At 43.9% G+C, this 15,124-nt stretch carries 18 protein-coding genes; 4 read left to right on the forward strand and 14 right to left on the reverse strand.

The genetic code is table 11. From position 1 onward, the window contains the following. Positions 1-33 precede the first annotated feature (33 nt). On the reverse strand, positions 34-2,451 hold the full coding sequence (locus J1N09_RS11845) for a carbohydrate binding family 9 domain-containing protein (RefSeq protein WP_265200430.1): 2,418 nt from the start codon (positions 2,449-2,451) through the stop codon (positions 34-36). Positions 2,452-2,585: 134 nt separating this feature from the next. On the opposite strand from J1N09_RS11845, the gene msrA reads away from it, so the two are divergent. The 3 genes from msrA to J1N09_RS11860 are packed head-to-tail and all read left to right on the forward strand — an operon-like array spanning position 2,586 to position 4,084. Beyond that, positions 2,586-3,125, forward strand: a complete 540-nt coding sequence (gene msrA / locus J1N09_RS11850; RefSeq protein ID WP_265200432.1) for a peptide-methionine (S)-S-oxide reductase MsrA — start codon at positions 2,586-2,588, stop codon at positions 3,123-3,125. Between the two features lies 1 nt (position 3,126). After that, entirely contained in the window at positions 3,127-3,726 is a 600-nt protein-coding gene (folE, locus tag J1N09_RS11855; protein ID WP_265200434.1) for a GTP cyclohydrolase I FolE, read from the forward strand. A 49-nt stretch (positions 3,727-3,775) separates the two neighbouring features. After that, positions 3,776-4,084 (forward strand): hypothetical protein, encoded by a 309-nt coding sequence (locus tag J1N09_RS11860; protein ID WP_265200435.1) that lies wholly within the window; start codon positions 3,776-3,778, stop codon positions 4,082-4,084. A gap of 30 nt (positions 4,085-4,114) precedes the next feature. Here the strand turns inward: J1N09_RS11860 and J1N09_RS11865 are convergent, their stop codons facing one another. From J1N09_RS11865 to J1N09_RS11910, 11 genes are all read right to left on the reverse strand, one after another. Beyond that, positions 4,115-4,675, reverse strand: coding sequence for a type 1 periplasmic binding fold superfamily protein (locus J1N09_RS11865; protein WP_265200436.1), 561 nt, complete (start codon positions 4,673-4,675; stop codon positions 4,115-4,117). 10 nt (positions 4,676-4,685) lie between these two features. Next, on the reverse strand, positions 4,686-7,088 hold the full coding sequence (locus J1N09_RS11870; RefSeq protein WP_265200437.1) for a TonB-dependent receptor: 2,403 nt from the start codon (positions 7,086-7,088) through the stop codon (positions 4,686-4,688). 43 nt (positions 7,089-7,131) lie between these two features. After that, the gene (locus tag J1N09_RS11875) at positions 7,132-7,440 is read right to left on the reverse strand and encodes a hypothetical protein (RefSeq protein WP_265200439.1); all 309 of its coding nucleotides are present in this window, start codon (positions 7,438-7,440) and stop codon (positions 7,132-7,134) included. Next, positions 7,430-7,741 (reverse strand): DUF6787 family protein, encoded by a 312-nt coding sequence (locus J1N09_RS11880; protein WP_265200440.1) that lies wholly within the window; start codon positions 7,739-7,741, stop codon positions 7,430-7,432. The genes J1N09_RS11875 and J1N09_RS11880 overlap by 11 nt, the downstream gene beginning before the upstream one ends. Continuing rightward, positions 7,738-8,172, reverse strand: a complete 435-nt coding sequence (locus J1N09_RS11885) for a DUF6146 family protein (RefSeq protein ID WP_265200441.1) — start codon at positions 8,170-8,172, stop codon at positions 7,738-7,740. The genes J1N09_RS11880 and J1N09_RS11885 overlap by 4 nt, the downstream gene beginning before the upstream one ends. Before the next feature lie 111 nt (positions 8,173-8,283). Then, positions 8,284-8,919, reverse strand: coding sequence for a DUF937 domain-containing protein (locus tag J1N09_RS11890; RefSeq protein ID WP_265200443.1), 636 nt, complete (start codon positions 8,917-8,919; stop codon positions 8,284-8,286). Positions 8,920-8,963: 44 nt separating this feature from the next. Then, positions 8,964-9,920 carry a D-2-hydroxyacid dehydrogenase gene (locus tag J1N09_RS11895; RefSeq protein WP_265200444.1) on the reverse strand — a complete coding sequence of 319 codons (957 nt, stop codon included), beginning with the start codon at positions 9,918-9,920 and terminating at the stop codon, positions 8,964-8,966. A gap of 35 nt (positions 9,921-9,955) precedes the next feature. Then, positions 9,956-10,117, reverse strand: coding sequence for a four helix bundle protein (locus J1N09_RS15515; RefSeq protein WP_321160812.1), 162 nt, complete (start codon positions 10,115-10,117; stop codon positions 9,956-9,958). Further along, positions 10,059-10,211 (reverse strand): hypothetical protein, encoded by a 153-nt coding sequence (locus tag J1N09_RS15520; RefSeq protein WP_321160813.1) that lies wholly within the window; start codon positions 10,209-10,211, stop codon positions 10,059-10,061. Before J1N09_RS15520 ends, J1N09_RS15515 begins: the two co-directional genes overlap by 59 nt. A gap of 110 nt (positions 10,212-10,321) precedes the next feature. Beyond that, entirely contained in the window at positions 10,322-11,386 is a 1,065-nt protein-coding gene (gene serC / locus J1N09_RS11905; protein ID WP_265200445.1) for a 3-phosphoserine/phosphohydroxythreonine transaminase, read from the reverse strand. A gap of 483 nt (positions 11,387-11,869) precedes the next feature. Further along, entirely contained in the window at positions 11,870-12,877 is a 1,008-nt protein-coding gene (locus tag J1N09_RS11910) for an acyl-CoA reductase (protein ID WP_265200446.1), read from the reverse strand. 62 nt (positions 12,878-12,939) lie between these two features. On the opposite strand from J1N09_RS11910, the gene J1N09_RS11915 reads away from it, so the two are divergent. After that, positions 12,940-13,287: a 4Fe-4S dicluster domain-containing protein gene (locus J1N09_RS11915; RefSeq protein ID WP_265200447.1), complete on the forward strand. Its 348-nt coding sequence runs from the start codon at positions 12,940-12,942 to the stop codon at positions 13,285-13,287. Between the two features lie 9 nt (positions 13,288-13,296). Here J1N09_RS11915 and J1N09_RS11920 read toward each other — a convergent pair whose 3' ends face one another. Next, the gene (locus J1N09_RS11920; protein WP_265200449.1) at positions 13,297-14,718 is read right to left on the reverse strand and encodes a CotH kinase family protein; all 1,422 of its coding nucleotides are present in this window, start codon (positions 14,716-14,718) and stop codon (positions 13,297-13,299) included. A 28-nt stretch (positions 14,719-14,746) separates the two neighbouring features. Beyond that, entirely contained in the window at positions 14,747-15,097 is a 351-nt protein-coding gene (locus tag J1N09_RS11925) for a ribose-5-phosphate isomerase (RefSeq protein WP_265200450.1), read from the reverse strand. Between the last annotated feature and the right edge of the window lie 27 nt (positions 15,098-15,124).

Genomic DNA, 15,124 nt, shown 5'->3' on the forward strand with positions numbered 1-15,124 from the left:
AGCTTTCCTTCCATACATACAATTCAGAATTAATTAGGAATTCTTTTTAAATAATCCCTTTACATTGTTGTAATCGATGAAATAGGTGATCCGCAAGGAAACGGTGTTCTGTTGTGGCTGCGCGAACAGGTTATCCAGGCTTTCCTGGTAATTCAATGTTGCGAGCTCATCCAGGTTAAAGATCTGGTTTCGGTATAACAGAGTTGCTTCACTACCGGGAGCAAATCGCCATCGGAAACTGAGGTCGAGGTTCCAGATATTGAAGTTCCGATTCGGGTCGTTTTCCGAAGTGTCATAATCAAATTCCGTTCTGCTTCCGTCGTCATTCAGAATAAAGAATATATCGTCACTGTAATCGGCCGTACTCCAGAAATTCCTGAAACGCAGATCGATCGCTTTGTAGGGATCAAAGTTATAACTGGCTGTTATCACGTTTTCAATATTAATGATATCACGCTGACCCATGAACACATCCACACCGTCATCGTCTATATAACCAAACTGATCCTCCCTGAAGGAGAGGTCGGTAGCTAAAACAACCAAAAACTTGTCCGAAAACCTGTAACGAGGTGAGGCATCAAAGAACCAGCCCACTTGTGGATCTTCAAACCAGGTTCTGTGACCAATTCCTATGTCATAGGCAAATTTCTTCCTGTAGTCTGAAGAGCACCATAGACGCCCTCCTAAGTTTGAGCTGAAAGTAACGAATTTCCCATCCACTCGTGGTTCAAAATAATCGTCGTTATCACTGTTGAAACCAACAAACCCGCCAAATGCAAAACGCTCGGTGGTGAGGAAAAACCAATTCAGGTCAAAATTGTTACTGGTTTGTACTGAAGGTCGATAAAGCCTCCTGTGTCGGGCAGTAAAACTGAAGCGGTATTCATTAAACGTATTGGTGGGTTCGAAGATCTGGTAGGACATCCCTACGGTAAAATTGTTGAAATTATTTCTGAAGTTGAGTCCGAGATCATTGATATCGAGTTCGGTATCTGCAAAATCGTGACCCACCCTATATCTGAACCTTCCTTTTATTCTGAAGATATCCAGTTCAGTTCGAATTCCAGTGGTATTCACATCGATCTCACTTACATTACTCATTATACCACGGCCGGAGAACCTGAAATTATTGCCTTTATCAGCAATATCGAAAACCAGACCGGTCACGTTAGAATCCCGAAAACTCCCTTCCCTGGTTACATTACTGTTGATCAACGATACAGAGGAATTATCATTGAATTGCTGGTCGAGAACAAAGATATTGTAATTGGCCAGGGGCTCGACCAGTAGCTTTCTACTAATCCCGGTTATGGTATCTGTAGCCCGGGCGTAGGTGCGTTCTGTAATTGCATTTAGAACCCCAATCCCGAGTTTCTTTTGAGTCCTTCCTGAGACCTTGAGCGCATTCAATAGGTTTACTTTGTTCGGAAATTCATCGTATTCTTCATTTTCGTTCAGATCTTCCAGAGGTCCGGAAGGCTCATTTCCAATCCTGCGGGAGAAGAAAATCCTACCCTTATTGAAGAGCTCAACACCTTCGGTGAAGAACTGACGGTTTTCATTGAAGGTTTGCTCGAATGGTCCAAGGTTTAGTCGGACTTCATCGAAGGCCACCTGTCCGAAATCCGGGATCAACGTGGCATCTAAGGTAAAGCTATCACTTAGTCCATACTTCACATCCATACCGGCGCTGAAGTTTGTTTCGGTCTCTCCATCATTATCGGACACCAATCCCTGTGCAAAGGGGAATAGTGTAAGGCGGATCGGTGGGTCGATATCTCTTACACCAGTCACGTTACCGCTATACAAGGACTCAGATCCGGTGGTAATATCGATCAGGTTCCAGGTGTGTGTTTCGTTGATATGGTTGATCCTTCGGTAGAAGTTTATACCCCAATCCTGCTCGGGTTGCTGAGGAAATCGGAGGGCGTTGTAGGGTATCCTGAATTCGGCATACCAACCTTTTTCATCCATCGATGTTTTACATTCAAACACCACATTATATCCAAAGTCGAAATCGTTTCTTTCGGCCCGGGCATCACCGATGGTACCCGCCGCGGTGACAAAGAAGTGAGTTTCGTTGATTCCATCGTTATAGGTATTCAGCGCAATGGAAAATCGATCGGCCTGCACAAAGACCTCATCCCTTTGAGAGAATTGTGTTAGGATGGTTGAGGGATCAGGATCGTACATGTAGGCAGCCACATAAACGTTGTTATCGTCATAGGCCATTTTTACCTCGGTATTGTATTTTGAATCTACTTCACCTTCATTTCCCGGTTCGTACATATTAAAATCTCCATATGTGGGTAATGAATCCCAAAAAGTATCGTCTAATACCCCGTCGATAGTAGGAGCCTCGTTTACACGTATGGCCTCCATTGATTTTTTATCCTGAGCATAGATCTGGATAGAGAAGAAAAGAAGTAGGGCGATGGTTATTTTGCGCATAAACAGTGAGATTCTATCTCGATTGTTCGTGCCACAAAGCTACAAGTACATTTTTGCTGTTGATATTAATGAAAAGTTAAATAAAATATGCATTTTTATGAGTGACTGTTCACAGTCAGATAGTTGAATTGATTATGGAAAAGAAATTAGAAAAAGTTGTTTTTGCAAGTGGTTGTTTTTGGTGCACAGAAGCGGTGTTTCAAAGGTTTGATGGAGTAGAAAATGTTGTTTCTGGCTATACCGGTGGTAGTATAAAAAATCCGGCATACCGCGAGGTATGTTCGGGAAGGACGGGCCACGCGGAAGGAGTAGAGATCACTTTCGATTCGAAGGTCATTTCGTTCAAGACTCTACTTGAAGTATTTTTTGCCACTCATGATCCCACCACTCTCAACAGGCAGGGCAATGATGTAGGGTCACAGTACCGCAGTGGGATCTTTTATACATCGGAAGAACAGAAACAGCAAGCCGAAGAGTTTATTGGATTTCTAGAGAAGGAACGTATCTTTAACGATAAGATAGTTACCGAGATCACACCTTTGGATGTTTTCTACACTGCGGAAGTGAGTCACCAGGAGTATTACAACCAGAACAAGAACCAGCCGTATTGCCAGTTCATAATAAGTCCGAAGATCGAGAAGATAAAAAAGTTTTATTCAGAAAAATTAAAATAATATGGGGTCGTATAAACGCTATGAAGAATACAATCAGCCCATCACGGATGAGTTGAAACAAAACTATTCCGAAATTCTGAAAGGAATTGGAGAGGATGTAGGAAGAGAAGGCATTGCCAAGACCCCGGAACGGGCAGCAAAAGCCATACAGTTTCTTACATCGGGTTACGACATGAACCCTGCCGAGATCCTTACCTCTGCCATGTTCGATGAGGAATATCACGATATGATCGTGGTTAAGAATATCGAACTTTACTCCCTGTGTGAACATCATATCCTACCTTTCTTCGGAAAGGCACACGTAGCCTATATCCCGGATGGCCGCATCGTTGGATTGAGCAAGATACCCAGGGTAGTGGATGTCTTTGCACGCAGGCTACAGGTACAGGAACGGCTTACGCACAACATCCTGGAATGTATAAACGATACTCTGCAACCTAAAGGAGTTGCCGTGGTTATCGAAGCAGCTCATATGTGTATGATGATGCGAGGGGTAGAGAAGCAAAACAGCATGACCACAACCTCCGGATTCAGGGGGCAATTCGAGAAAATTGAAACAAGAAGCGAGTTTATGCGACTCATAGGCACGGACCTGGCGTAATTTTTGGCAGGTTTCTTGCGTTATGATTCATATAATTTAATACCTCAACATGAAGAAAAATAAATTCAAACTACTAAAACAAGGACTCTTTTACGATGCGGTTGGTATGGCTACGGCCTTTATTCCGGGCGTCGGGCCCTTCCTCGATATTATCTGGGCACCTTATGCGGCTAAGAAGATGACGGATATGTACGAAGGCGATACCGGTAAGATCGCTGCCGTGGTGGTATTCCTTGAAGAGATACTTCCATTTACCGATTTCGTTCCTACATTCACCCTAATGTGGATCTATACCTTTGTATTTGCGCCCACGCCAAAACAGAAGGTTCAAACAATCGAAGTAGAAATAAACGAATAAAAAAAGCCCCGGATTTCCGGGGCTTTTTTCTTATTGGATTGTAAGGTCGAAGGTCACCGAGATGTCTGTCTCTCCTCCGGCGCCTGCGAGGGTGCCATTATTAGGCTTTGTGGGTTCGTGCCTTAGCACAAAGTTCACCGTACCCGTACTCGCACTGTTAGCATCCAGGTTAAATTCGGTTCCCAGAGGGTTACCATTACCATCGAAGTTGGTATAAGTAAACAGGGCATCCAGACCTCCGCCAACAACAAAGAAGAATTGATGCTCATCTGCCTCACCTTCTACCTCAAGGGTGATATCCTCGGGAGGATTCACTGTTTCATTCAGAAGTTTAATGGTCCCACTGTAACTGGTGCCTGCCGTTAGGGGGCCACTAACATCAATTACCGGGGCATTCGGCCCGTCACCATCAAGGTCAACTGATTCGAGCGTTATTGGAGCACCTCCTCCAATAGGATTCAAAGTAACCCTTAGTGTTGTAATGATCTCCTCTTCGTTCACTGGAAGTGGAGCATTGCCATCATCATCAGAGCATGAGGCCACTACGATGGCCAGTAAGATCAAAGCTGATTTTATAAGTTTATGTGTCATTTTATTTGATTTAATATGAAATTTTAATGTTTAATGATAGGTTCCGTCCCAGGTCGTCTGCGTAAAAGCGAAGCCTGTTCAGGTAGTTTCGATAGTTTGTATCGAAAAGATTTGCCACACTGAGTCCGACATCCAGTTTACTTCCTCCATCACCAAGATGGAACCCAGCCTGCGCTTTCAGCCCTAAAAGATGATACGCATCCGGTGGCGTGCTCACATCTACTAGTTCCGTGGTGCCGGTTTCGGGTAGGAAAACCTCGAAATTGTTATCAGGAAACTCCGTCTGTTCAAAGACATACTCACTTTTCACACTTAAAACCAGGTCGTAAAAGTTGGGAAAAGTGTAATGCAAAGAATTCGTTGTTGAAGCCGGTGGCATATTGATAAGCGGAACATCCAAGTCCGTGTCGCTCCCATTTATATAGGAAAACTGATGCTCAAACTCCAGGTTTTCCGTTAGATCAGCGTTCAGATCGAAATCAACACCTGCTAACCTTGCAGAGGTCTGCCTGTATTCCCAAACCTGGAAATTACCACGAATGGTTTGCTGTATCCCGGTAGGTTCGATCACAATAAAATCGGAGATCAAATTGATGTACGGATTCACTGTGAATCTCAGTACGCCTGTTTTCTTCTGAAGTGTAAGCCCAATTTTATGACCTACTTCTGAAGTAAACCTAAGGTCTCCCAATTCAATTCTCGAAGCACTATGGTGCAATCCTTCACTGAACAATTCCGAAGCATTTGGCGCCCTGGATGCCAGTGAATAATTAGCATAAAATATGTAGTTTTCGTTCATCTGGTAATTCAGTCCTGCGGTTGCCGAAACATTCGCGAAATCGAGTTCGGGGTTGGTCAGGATCTGGTTACCGAACGTATCAACCACTAATTCTGGAAACAATTCATCGTATCCTCTGCTTTCCCAGAAGGATGTACGGTAAAACTTCTGAGCGTCCATAAAGGTATAATCGAAGCGTCCGCCAAATTCGAGGTTCAGTTTCTCATTCACACCAAGATCGGCTATACCATATACACTGGCGCGATATTGATCGTAATCCGGGATCAATCTCCGCACCCCGGTTGCAGGGTCGGCAAAATTATTCTGAAAGTTCCCGGAAACACCCACTTTTACACCCAGGTTTTCCTTGATGTTGGATTCCAGGTCAAGTGCTACATGGTGTGTCGTCAATTCAAGGTCTACAGCAGGGGTATCTTCATCATCACCTCTTCGCACGTCGAATTCGAAACGCTCGTTCAATTGGAAATTGTAGGAGAGGGATAATTTCCCCAGGTTGTTCACTCGTTTGAACGCAGACAACTGCGCCACGTGATGGGTCACTTCCTGCCTTGGCGAACCGATGTCGTAGGTGAAATCTCGAATTATCAATGGTCGCTCGCTGGAAATGGCTGCAATTTGATCCTGAGCTCCTCCCAGGTGAGAGGCGCGAAGTATACCGATATCATTTCTGAAGTAAGAATAATATCCCTCAACTCCCTGATCGAATTGCTTGTACCCAACTCGTAACGAGCCGTCTCTTTCGAACAAGCCCGTATTACTTAAAATATAATCCGGCGCTTCAAAATCTCCGAATCGCTTAAACGTTCCCTGTATGGTTCCATACCAGCCGCTTCCGTAGGATTTGGTGAGACTGGATGTCAAAGCCCCGCCACGTCCATTTGTGGCACCATAGAGTATGGTTTTACCGTAAATAGTATCTTTTATTGGTATTCTGGTAGGTTCAGAAATAATAACACCTCCAATGGCATCACCACTATATTGAAGCGCAGAGGCGCCTTTTAGTACTGTTATAGCCCCGGCCGTGTTAATATCGATGGTAGGAGCATGCTCCGCACCCCATTCCTGGTCCTGTAAGCGAACACCGTTATTGATAATGGTAACCCTGCTTGAATGTAAGCCGTTGATCATAGGTTTAACCACCGTATTTCCCGTGTTAAGGGAGCTTACACCACTCAAGGTGTTAATAGCATCTCCAAATGATGCACCGGAAAACTCTTCAAGCGTGGCGAGATTGATCCTGTTTTCCAGTAAGGTTTCAGATTTCGTGCTATAGGCAGTGCCCACTACGGTTACTTGTTTGAGCAACTCAACATGATGTTCCAATTCTATATTGAAGCCACCTCTTCTTGGAACTTTAACCGAAAATACTTTCGGGTCGCATTCCGGGTGACTAACCTGAATAGAATAGGTTCCTTCGCATAGATCGGAAAACTGGTAAGTACCATCGATGTCGGACAGCGAGGCTTTGTCGGTATCCATCAATACGAGAGTAGCTCCCGAGAGGGGAGTGCCATCGTGTTGATCGGTGACCCGACCAGAAAGGATGTTGTCACAGTTTTGAGCAATACCTGTTGAACTAAAAACAAGCAACAGGAGAAACAGGGTTAATCGCATTATCAACCATTTAATTATTAAAAGATATTAGCGGAAGTATCCTTTAAGCCGGGGGACCCCGTAAATGGTTTGCGTACCTGGTATTAGAAGTAATATGAAGATTTGTGATCTCCGGAGTGTCGCCAATAAAAATGGCGATGTATTCTACTTCGGAATCAATGGGATTGAAATCAAAGGACGAGAACTGAAACAGGTCGATGCTACAATCGATTTCCTGCTCGTGAACGTGTGTAGAGAAATCCGTACAAATTTCGTGGGTATGCCCATCCAAAGCATGAACAGTCTGCACTGTCAATGGACTAAGCAATGACAGTAACATGAAGATCCCTATGAAACGCGTATTAAGATTCATTTTTTATCAAAAACCCAAGTCCTAATCGCCTGAGCATTTTCTTTTCAAAGTTCCAAAAAAAATTGGTTTCCCCGTAAATCCACCCCACAATTACTAGAATAATTTGATACAAAGGAGTCAGCACCATCACATATATAGGCATATAAATGTACCAGCGTGTTGATTCCCAGCCAAAGCCTAAACTTTCCATAATCGGTCCGGAGAACTTTGCAGACGTGCTACCGGTAATTGCAAACGCGAGAAAAATCACAAACAATTGCCAGTCGCTATCAATATTCCAACGCTCCTTTAGTTTCTTCATCCTTTGGGGCCTTGTCTGCCTCCCACGAACGACTGTCTGTACCGTTCCTGGAAGAACATAAAATAGTTATACAACAAATAATTTACTTCGTATCCGTAATCTATATTGAAATCGTAATTGATCTCCTGCCAGTAGAGATTCCTGTCGTAGAGTTGGAAATTCTGAACGCGCCTGTTGTATTCAGTAACAAATAGTCGGTTGCGATTCTCCAAAAATGTCTGACTGTAGAATCCTTCCGGTGGTTGGGTAACCAGCCAGTTGTTGAAGCCAAGATCCATAATGATGATCTCGTATTCCAGGCTGTCGTTCGCGATCCGGATGGTATCCATTTCTTCTGAAGTCGCTTTCGCTCCACCATCAATGGGCTTCCTTCCCGACTCACAGCCGAAGATCAGTAATCCAAACAATAATATGCCGATACAGTATTTCATGGGATGTAACAAAATTACGAATCAGCCGAGCTTACTGAGGTTTTTTAACGCCCTTTAACAGAAAACGCCCCAAACTATCGTCCGGGGCGTTTCAATTGTTTTTATACAATATTAATTTCCGAAGAGGCCGCCGAGCAAACCGCCGCCTTTCTTTTTGTTTCCGCCTAGCACCATACCAGCGATGTCGTCTACAACACTCCCATCGTTATCACCATCGAGTAGCATCTCGATCATCGATTGCTGTTTCTTTTGTTGTTTGCGTCCACCACCCAGCATTCCGCCTAGTAATCCTTCAATTCCGCTTTGGGAAGAAACATTCTGCTGCTTCTTTTGTTTTCCTAGATAACCTAAGATGATAGGGGCAGCTACCTGCAATATCTTCATTACCGAACTTGAGTCCATACCCGATTTTTTGGATAGGGCACCCACAACATTGTCCTGGGAGCCTCCCAGTACATGTCCAAGAATCCCAAGGCTATCTACCTTGTGTTCTTCAGAAACCCCACCTTCGAAAAACCCTCCAAGATTATCGAGTAGGCTTCCGTCGTGTTTATTATCCAGTGCGCCCATAAGGCCCGCAGCACCATCCGGTGTGCTGGCATTTCGCTTCATGGCCCCCATAAGGAGCGGAAGCGCCATTTGTACTACCTGCGCAGTTTTGTCCTCAGGTTGATGAGTTTCCCGGCTAGCACCATTTACGAGTTGCTTACCAAGGTCACTATTTAATAATTCTAGTATTCCTGCCATTATCTTTACGTTTAGATTAAGTTATTAATGTACTAAAAATCTGCTTAAGCAGGTTTTAGGATTTCAATGATCTGACTAGCAAGTTCCGTACCAATTCTGTCTTGGGCTTCCTTTGTAGCAGCGCCGATGTGTGGACTTAGCGAAATGCTACTATTCATAAGTACCTTTACTGGAGGTGTCGGTTCTGCCTCAAATGTGTCCAGGGCTGCGAAAGAAAGCTTTCCACTTTCAAGGGCTGCGAGCAGGGCATCTTCATCTATAACGCCACCGCGGGCAGCGTTGATAAGAGCAGCTCCGTCTTTCATCATTGCTAATTCTGACTTACCGATCACGTAGTCCTTTTGTGCAGGGACGTGCAGGGTAATAAAATCACTTTGCTTTAATACTTCTGAAATGGGTTCCGACTTAATAGTAAAGGTTACCTTCTGCCCATCGTAGAAGTCCACAGTAACATTCGCTTCTTCCACGAACATGTCGCTGGCTAATACACGCATTCCACAGCCTAATGCAATCTTAGCCACTTCCTGTCCAATTCTTCCAAAGCCAATGATACCAATGGTCTTTCCTCGAAGCTCCCGACCCCCGGCATAAGCCTTTTTCAATTCTTTGAACTTCTGATCCCCGTCTAGTGGCATATTTCGGTTGGCATCGTAGAGGAAACGCACCCCTCCGAAAAGGTGAGCAAATACCAGTTCAGCAACGGAAGACGACGAAGCTGCAGGGGTATTGATAACATGCAAGCCTTTGTTGCGAGCATAATCAACATCTATGTTGTCCATACCCACACCACCACGGCCGATGATCTTAAGCGATTCGCAGGCGTCTATCAGGTCCTTTCGAACCTTGGTGGCACTTCGTACCAGGATCACATCTACCTGGTTTTCGTTTATGTAATTTTCCAGTTGTTCCTGGGCGACTTTGGTAGTGATCACTTCAAATCCCCCAGCTTCTAATGCATCGATCCCACTTTGTGATATTCCGTCGTTTGCTAGTACTTTCATAACAGTGTTAAGCGTTAAGTGTTAAATGTTAAATTTTAAGTATTTGATTGGCTCGTTTTAACAATTTTTGTCAACATTTTGATGATTTGGTCTATTTCATCAAAATATTCTTCCAGTTCAAAGTTGACTAATTTTCCTTCATTTATTAGCCGCAACCAATATCTCGTTTCTCTGGCTTCTTTGGAGGCTATGGACATCTTTGCTATAAAATCTCTTCTGGTTTGTCCCGCCCCCGGCTTCGCTCACATTCGCTCCAATACTAGTCCCGCACTTTAAAAGCTGATCTGCAATAACAAATTCTTATGCTTCTTTAAGTATTTTCACAAGTTTTAAGATCTTCAACGCAAAATCAAAACTCTTCTCCTCAATCATACTTAACACTTAAAACTTAGCACTTAAAACTAAGATATACGCTCAGCTTCCCGCATCACATCCACCAGCACCTGTACACTGGATAGTGGTAAAGCGTTGTACATGGAAGCGCGGTAACCACCTACGCTTCTATGACCGCTGATTCCGTTGATATTTGCTTCTTGCCATAAAGAATCGAATCGGTCCTTGACGCTTTCATCCGTAAGGTTAAAGGTTGCGTTCATGGGTGAACGATCTTCTTCAGCTGCAAAACCAACAAACAATGGGTTGCGGTCTATTTCGTTATATAGCAGTTCCGCTTTGGCGTTGTTTACTGACTCAATTCCTGCGATACCACCCTGATCTTTCAACCATTCCAGCGTAAGCATGGAAACATATACTGCAAAAGCAGGAGGGGTATTGAACATACTGTCTTTACCTATATGAATCTTATAATCCAACATGGATGGAATGACTCTGCTTACTTTCCCAAGGATGTCTTCTTTAACCACCACTAATGTAGCTCCGGCAGGACCCATATTCTTCTGGGCACCGGCATAGATCAGACCGAACTTACTGAAATCCATCTGACGAGAGAAAATATCACTACTCATATCGCAGACAATGGGTGCATCCGTATCCGGAAGTTGCTTCATCTGGGTTCCGAAGATGGTATTGTTACTGGTGCAGTGAAAGTAATCTACATCGGAAGGAACCGAATAGTTCTTAGGAATGTAATTGAAATTGGCTTCTTTGGAGGAAGCTACTTCAACCACTTCACCAAAGAGTTTCGCCTCTTTGATCGCCTTATTCGCCCAGGTTCCTGTGTTCAGGTAGGCAGCCTTGTTCTCAAGTAAGTTGTAAGCAACCATTAGGAATTGAGTACTTGCACCACCCTGAAGGAAGAGTGCCTGGTATCCCTTTCCCTGTAGTCCTAAATGTTCCAGGGCAAGCGATTTTGCACGCTCCATCACCTCTACAAATTCTTTACTTCTGTGCGACATTTCAAGGATAGATAGTCCTACGCCTTCATAGTCTAATACCGCCTGTGAGGCTTTTTCAAAAACTGATTGAGGAAGGATACAAGGGCCCGGGCTGAAATTGTGTTTTTTCATGAGAGATTTTTTCAGAATACAAAGATGTGAAGAAACCAATTATTTAGTGTAAATAAAATGATATTTGTTAGGAAAAGTTTCAACAGGAAATTAACCGGTAAGAAGGGTGTTGATTTGTTTATTTGTGGATTCGTTGTTTTAAATATCTTGGCTACTGGCTCAGTGAACGGCTGAGGGTTGCGAGTTGTGGATTGTGGATTGTCCGATGTGAAGAGTGAGTAGTGAATGGTGAATATTCCCGAATCAACGAATCAACGCATCAACATTTTTGTGGTTGTGAATGGTGGGTTGTGGGTTGTGAGTTGTCCAATGTTGACGGTTTATCATCTTGTGATCCAAGATTCCATGGGCGTAGCGATACTAATAACGCCATGATACGATAATCCCCACGTTAAAAGTCCGAAGTCGAAAGCGGAAGTACCGAATCTATGAAACAACAATTACACCTAACCGTATCAACGAATAAACGAATAAACGAATCTCCTAAAGATTCAGTAAAAACTCCACCGTGTCAACCCCATCTGCGTAGTCCCAGAGTTGTGGTGTTTGGGCATTTCCAAGAGGAATAGCATTGGGAAGTTCCGTGTTTGAAACGACAGCCTGGATCTGTTCCGAATTTTCCCGGAGATTATTTTTCAGGGAATCGATCGAATCGTAGTATTCGTAGAACACCACCGAAATAGGAGAGGAGTAGTTGCTGTCTTCTTTTAGCAGCATAAACTCATTGTCCAGCAAATCAATGTCACTCATTAAGTAAACGGCCTTATTGTAGTCGTAGTTGTTGATGTACTTATTGTTATTGATGATCTCTTTCCAACTGAACATGGCATTGAAAAAAGGATCGAAGTTATATTCCTTCGGAATAAAGATCTTGGAGACATTTCGGCAACCGAGTCCGAAGTACCTGAAAATATCATTTGCCAGACCTTTCAGCTGTTCCTGTGTTTCTTCTCCCGATAGTACAGCCACTGAATTACGGTTCTTTCTTATAATATGTGGGTACTTTCCGAAGTAATAATCAAAATAACGAGCCGTATTATTACTACCCGTGGCAATCACAGCATCGAAGTTGGTAAGGCGTCCATCCGTAAATTCTATCCGGTCCTTGAATCCCGGTTCGATCTCTATGAGCTTTTCAGCAATAAAAGGTAGCAAAATGGTATCGTGAGAAGAAAGCTTTGCTAGTACGTGGTTCCCTGTGATCAGGACTGAAATAAAATCGTGAAATCCAACCAGTGGAATATTTCCCGCCATTATGATGGCGACGGTTTTGGGATCGGTCTCAGGGATGGTATAATCCTTTAACCATTGGTTGATATTTTCTTCGGAAAGGGCCTCATTCCAGCTTTTTAGGGCGAATTCCAGGTTTTCGAGGGTAAACCAGCCGTTATGCGCCGAGGCGGTTTCAAAGAGTTCCTTTTCGTTCTGCAAGGTGCTGTTGAGTTTTTCACCCAGCTTCACGAAAGCGTTAATTCTTTGTTGTAATTGCATTTTACGTTTGGAGTTCCCCTTTCCAGGTTTTAAATTTGAGCAAAGTTAGAAAAAGAAATGCTATGGCAATCATTATAACAGACGAATGCATCAACTGCGGGGCTTGTGAGCCCGAATGCCCGAATACCGCTATTTACGAAGGAGCTGACGACTGGCGTTATGCCGATGGAACGGATCTATCCGGGAAGGTTGTTTTACCCAATGGAAAAGAGGTAGACGCAGATGAGACACAGGAACCAGTAAGCGACGAGCTTTACTATATCGTAGCCGATAAGTGTACGGAGTGCAAAGGATTCCACGATGAGCCTCAGTGTGCAGCTGTATGTCCGGTGGACTGTTGTGTGCCTGACGAGGATAATGTAGAGACCGAAGAGGAACTACTCGGTAAGCAGTCGTTTATGCACCAGTAGTCTGATAGCCTACTTAGCTAAAAAATACCCATCCAAAAATTCAAGTCGGGCCTCCAGCCAGGTAGTGAGATATTCATAATCCTCGCTTGGATTCATGGTTTTATTCCATACCAGTTGCTCCCGTTCGTAGACACCTGCATCCGACAAGGCCACGTACAGTCGTTCCAATTTGCTGAATAGGTGGTCGTTGGAGAATTCACCTGTTCGCAACTCCTTCCACCGATTTATAACTTTCTCCCTGTAGTTGAATGGATTGTTTTCCCAAAGCCTGTCGAATAGACCATTGGAAAGGATGTCATCAGTGGTTGGAATGCGTTTACCGTCCTGAATTGTTCCAAGCACTCCATCCAGATCCCAGGGAATGAAAAAATAAGGTTTCCCTTCATCCATTCTTGCTAAATAATAATTCTTACCCAGATTATCCGTGGCTCGGAGTAAATTGACAAACAGGAAATAATCCACAGCGTTTTCGATGTCCAACCATTTGGAAACCGAGTTGTTGAACTCTTCGTCACTACGCTTACTTACGATGCGTACAAACGCTACGAGATCGTCATAGTGCGCGGTATAATCTTCATAAGGGTATTTCATTTCGAATCCCGCCCAGGTAGGAAAGGCGTTGTTGAATGCTGGCGCATCAGTGAACATGCAGCCCGGTTGATAGCTGGACGCTTTAAATAATTCCCCTCTTACGGTGTCGCCTTTCTTTTTTTTGAGATCAAGTAATTTTCGATCCACCTGTTCCGAGATCAGATAGATCCCCTGGTATTTATCATCCAGGAAGACTTCGGCATAGCGCATGCGCACCCCTGCCTGGCCTTTTCGTTCCTTGGTAGCGCTTTGCATATCAAGCCACAAGGCATTGCTGAATCGTGAGCGCAACCTGAGAGGTTCGTTGTAGATGCTATTCAGGATCCAATCATCGTCTTCCCTCATATTTTCAAGTCGAACGTCTATGGATTCCCGGGTGTTCTTCGGGTCCCTGAATTCGAGGTCGTAGGACTTCTTCGGATATAGCAAGGCACTGTTACCACGCAACTCGATCCCGGCGGTCATATCTAGCAGTGTGTCATTGTGAGTGTATTGAATTCGGACCAGGGTTTTTGGTTCATCCACTATGGGTTCTTCGGTATGAATTTGAATAAAAGGCAGCCTGGTTTTAACGAGCTTAATAGAATCTTTATAATTGTAGAGCCACTTCGAATCTGAAGACATGGCGTACAGACTTTTATTCACCAGGATGCTGTCTCCTGTATTCCGCCACAAATAATTTCGAGCGTCTAACCCGGGCGACCACACGGCTAATTTAAGCGTGGAATCTATAGCATACCTGCCTTTCTCGGGCTGAATGCCTCTACGGTCCTGCGCATTCAGTTCAGTAGAAAACAGAATTGCTATGACAGTAATTAGAATAGTAATTATCACTTTCATAATAGAGCGATGAAAGTAAATAATTCTACTAGTTATACCAAACCGCATACCGCTTTCTTCGCAACTCCTTTGCGAGCTGTTCTTCCATCTTTAAAGCCTCGGCTCTTGTGGCTAAAGGAGGGATATGATTGTACAGGCTGGGTCTAAGATAAGAACCGTATTTCCGAACTATGCTCGATGAGATATTGTGCCCCTTTTTGCTGATATGTCCTGTTTTATGCTGAAGGAACCGTTCTTTGGGCGTCTTTGAGGTCATTCCCACGTAAAGACATTCCAGGACTCCGTTAAACTGCGGATTGGTCTCCCTAAAACGGCGATGCTCGGTAAAGACCTTCTTTTTTAATTCGATAACGTATACGCGGTATAGGGGCTTAGCCATTTATTAACTATCGGATGAACATTATAT

This window comes from Aureitalea sp. L0-47 (assembly GCF_026126405.1).
Lineage (GTDB): Bacteria > Bacteroidota > Bacteroidia > Flavobacteriales > Flavobacteriaceae > Pukyongia.

What these genes read in the sequence shown, in the direction of transcription:
- J1N09_RS11845 (WP_265200430.1), bottom strand. Translation starts at nt 2,451, where the DNA reads ATGCGCAAAATAACCATCGCCCTACTTCTTTTCTTCTCTATCCAGATC.
- msrA (WP_265200432.1), top strand. Translation starts at nt 2,586, where the DNA reads ATGGAAAAGAAATTAGAAAAAGTTGTTTTTGCAAGTGGTTGTTTTTGG.
- folE (WP_265200434.1), top strand. Translation starts at nt 3,127, where the DNA reads ATGGGGTCGTATAAACGCTATGAAGAATACAATCAGCCCATCACGGAT.
- J1N09_RS11860 (WP_265200435.1), top strand. Translation starts at nt 3,776, where the DNA reads ATGAAGAAAAATAAATTCAAACTACTAAAACAAGGACTCTTTTACGAT.
- J1N09_RS11865 (WP_265200436.1), bottom strand. Translation starts at nt 4,675, where the DNA reads ATGACACATAAACTTATAAAATCAGCTTTGATCTTACTGGCCATCGTA.
- J1N09_RS11870 (WP_265200437.1), bottom strand. Translation starts at nt 7,088, where the DNA reads ATGCGATTAACCCTGTTTCTCCTGTTGCTTGTTTTTAGTTCAACAGGT.
- J1N09_RS11875 (WP_265200439.1), bottom strand. Translation starts at nt 7,440, where the DNA reads ATGAATCTTAATACGCGTTTCATAGGGATCTTCATGTTACTGTCATTG.
- J1N09_RS11880 (WP_265200440.1), bottom strand. Translation starts at nt 7,741, where the DNA reads ATGAAGAAACTAAAGGAGCGTTGGAATATTGATAGCGACTGGCAATTG.
- J1N09_RS11885 (WP_265200441.1), bottom strand. Translation starts at nt 8,172, where the DNA reads ATGAAATACTGTATCGGCATATTATTGTTTGGATTACTGATCTTCGGC.
- J1N09_RS11890 (WP_265200443.1), bottom strand. Translation starts at nt 8,919, where the DNA reads ATGGCAGGAATACTAGAATTATTAAATAGTGACCTTGGTAAGCAACTC.
- J1N09_RS11895 (WP_265200444.1), bottom strand. Translation starts at nt 9,920, where the DNA reads ATGAAAGTACTAGCAAACGACGGAATATCACAAAGTGGGATCGATGCA.
- J1N09_RS15515 (WP_321160812.1), bottom strand. Translation starts at nt 10,117, where the DNA reads ATGTCCATAGCCTCCAAAGAAGCCAGAGAAACGAGATATTGGTTGCGG.
- serC (WP_265200445.1), bottom strand. Translation starts at nt 11,386, where the DNA reads ATGAAAAAACACAATTTCAGCCCGGGCCCTTGTATCCTTCCTCAATCA.
- J1N09_RS11910 (WP_265200446.1), bottom strand. Translation starts at nt 12,877, where the DNA reads ATGCAATTACAACAAAGAATTAACGCTTTCGTGAAGCTGGGTGAAAAA.
- J1N09_RS11915 (WP_265200447.1), top strand. Translation starts at nt 12,940, where the DNA reads ATGGCAATCATTATAACAGACGAATGCATCAACTGCGGGGCTTGTGAG.
- J1N09_RS11920 (WP_265200449.1), bottom strand. Translation starts at nt 14,718, where the DNA reads ATGAAAGTGATAATTACTATTCTAATTACTGTCATAGCAATTCTGTTT.
- J1N09_RS11925 (WP_265200450.1), bottom strand. Translation starts at nt 15,097, where the DNA reads ATGGCTAAGCCCCTATACCGCGTATACGTTATCGAATTAAAAAAGAAG.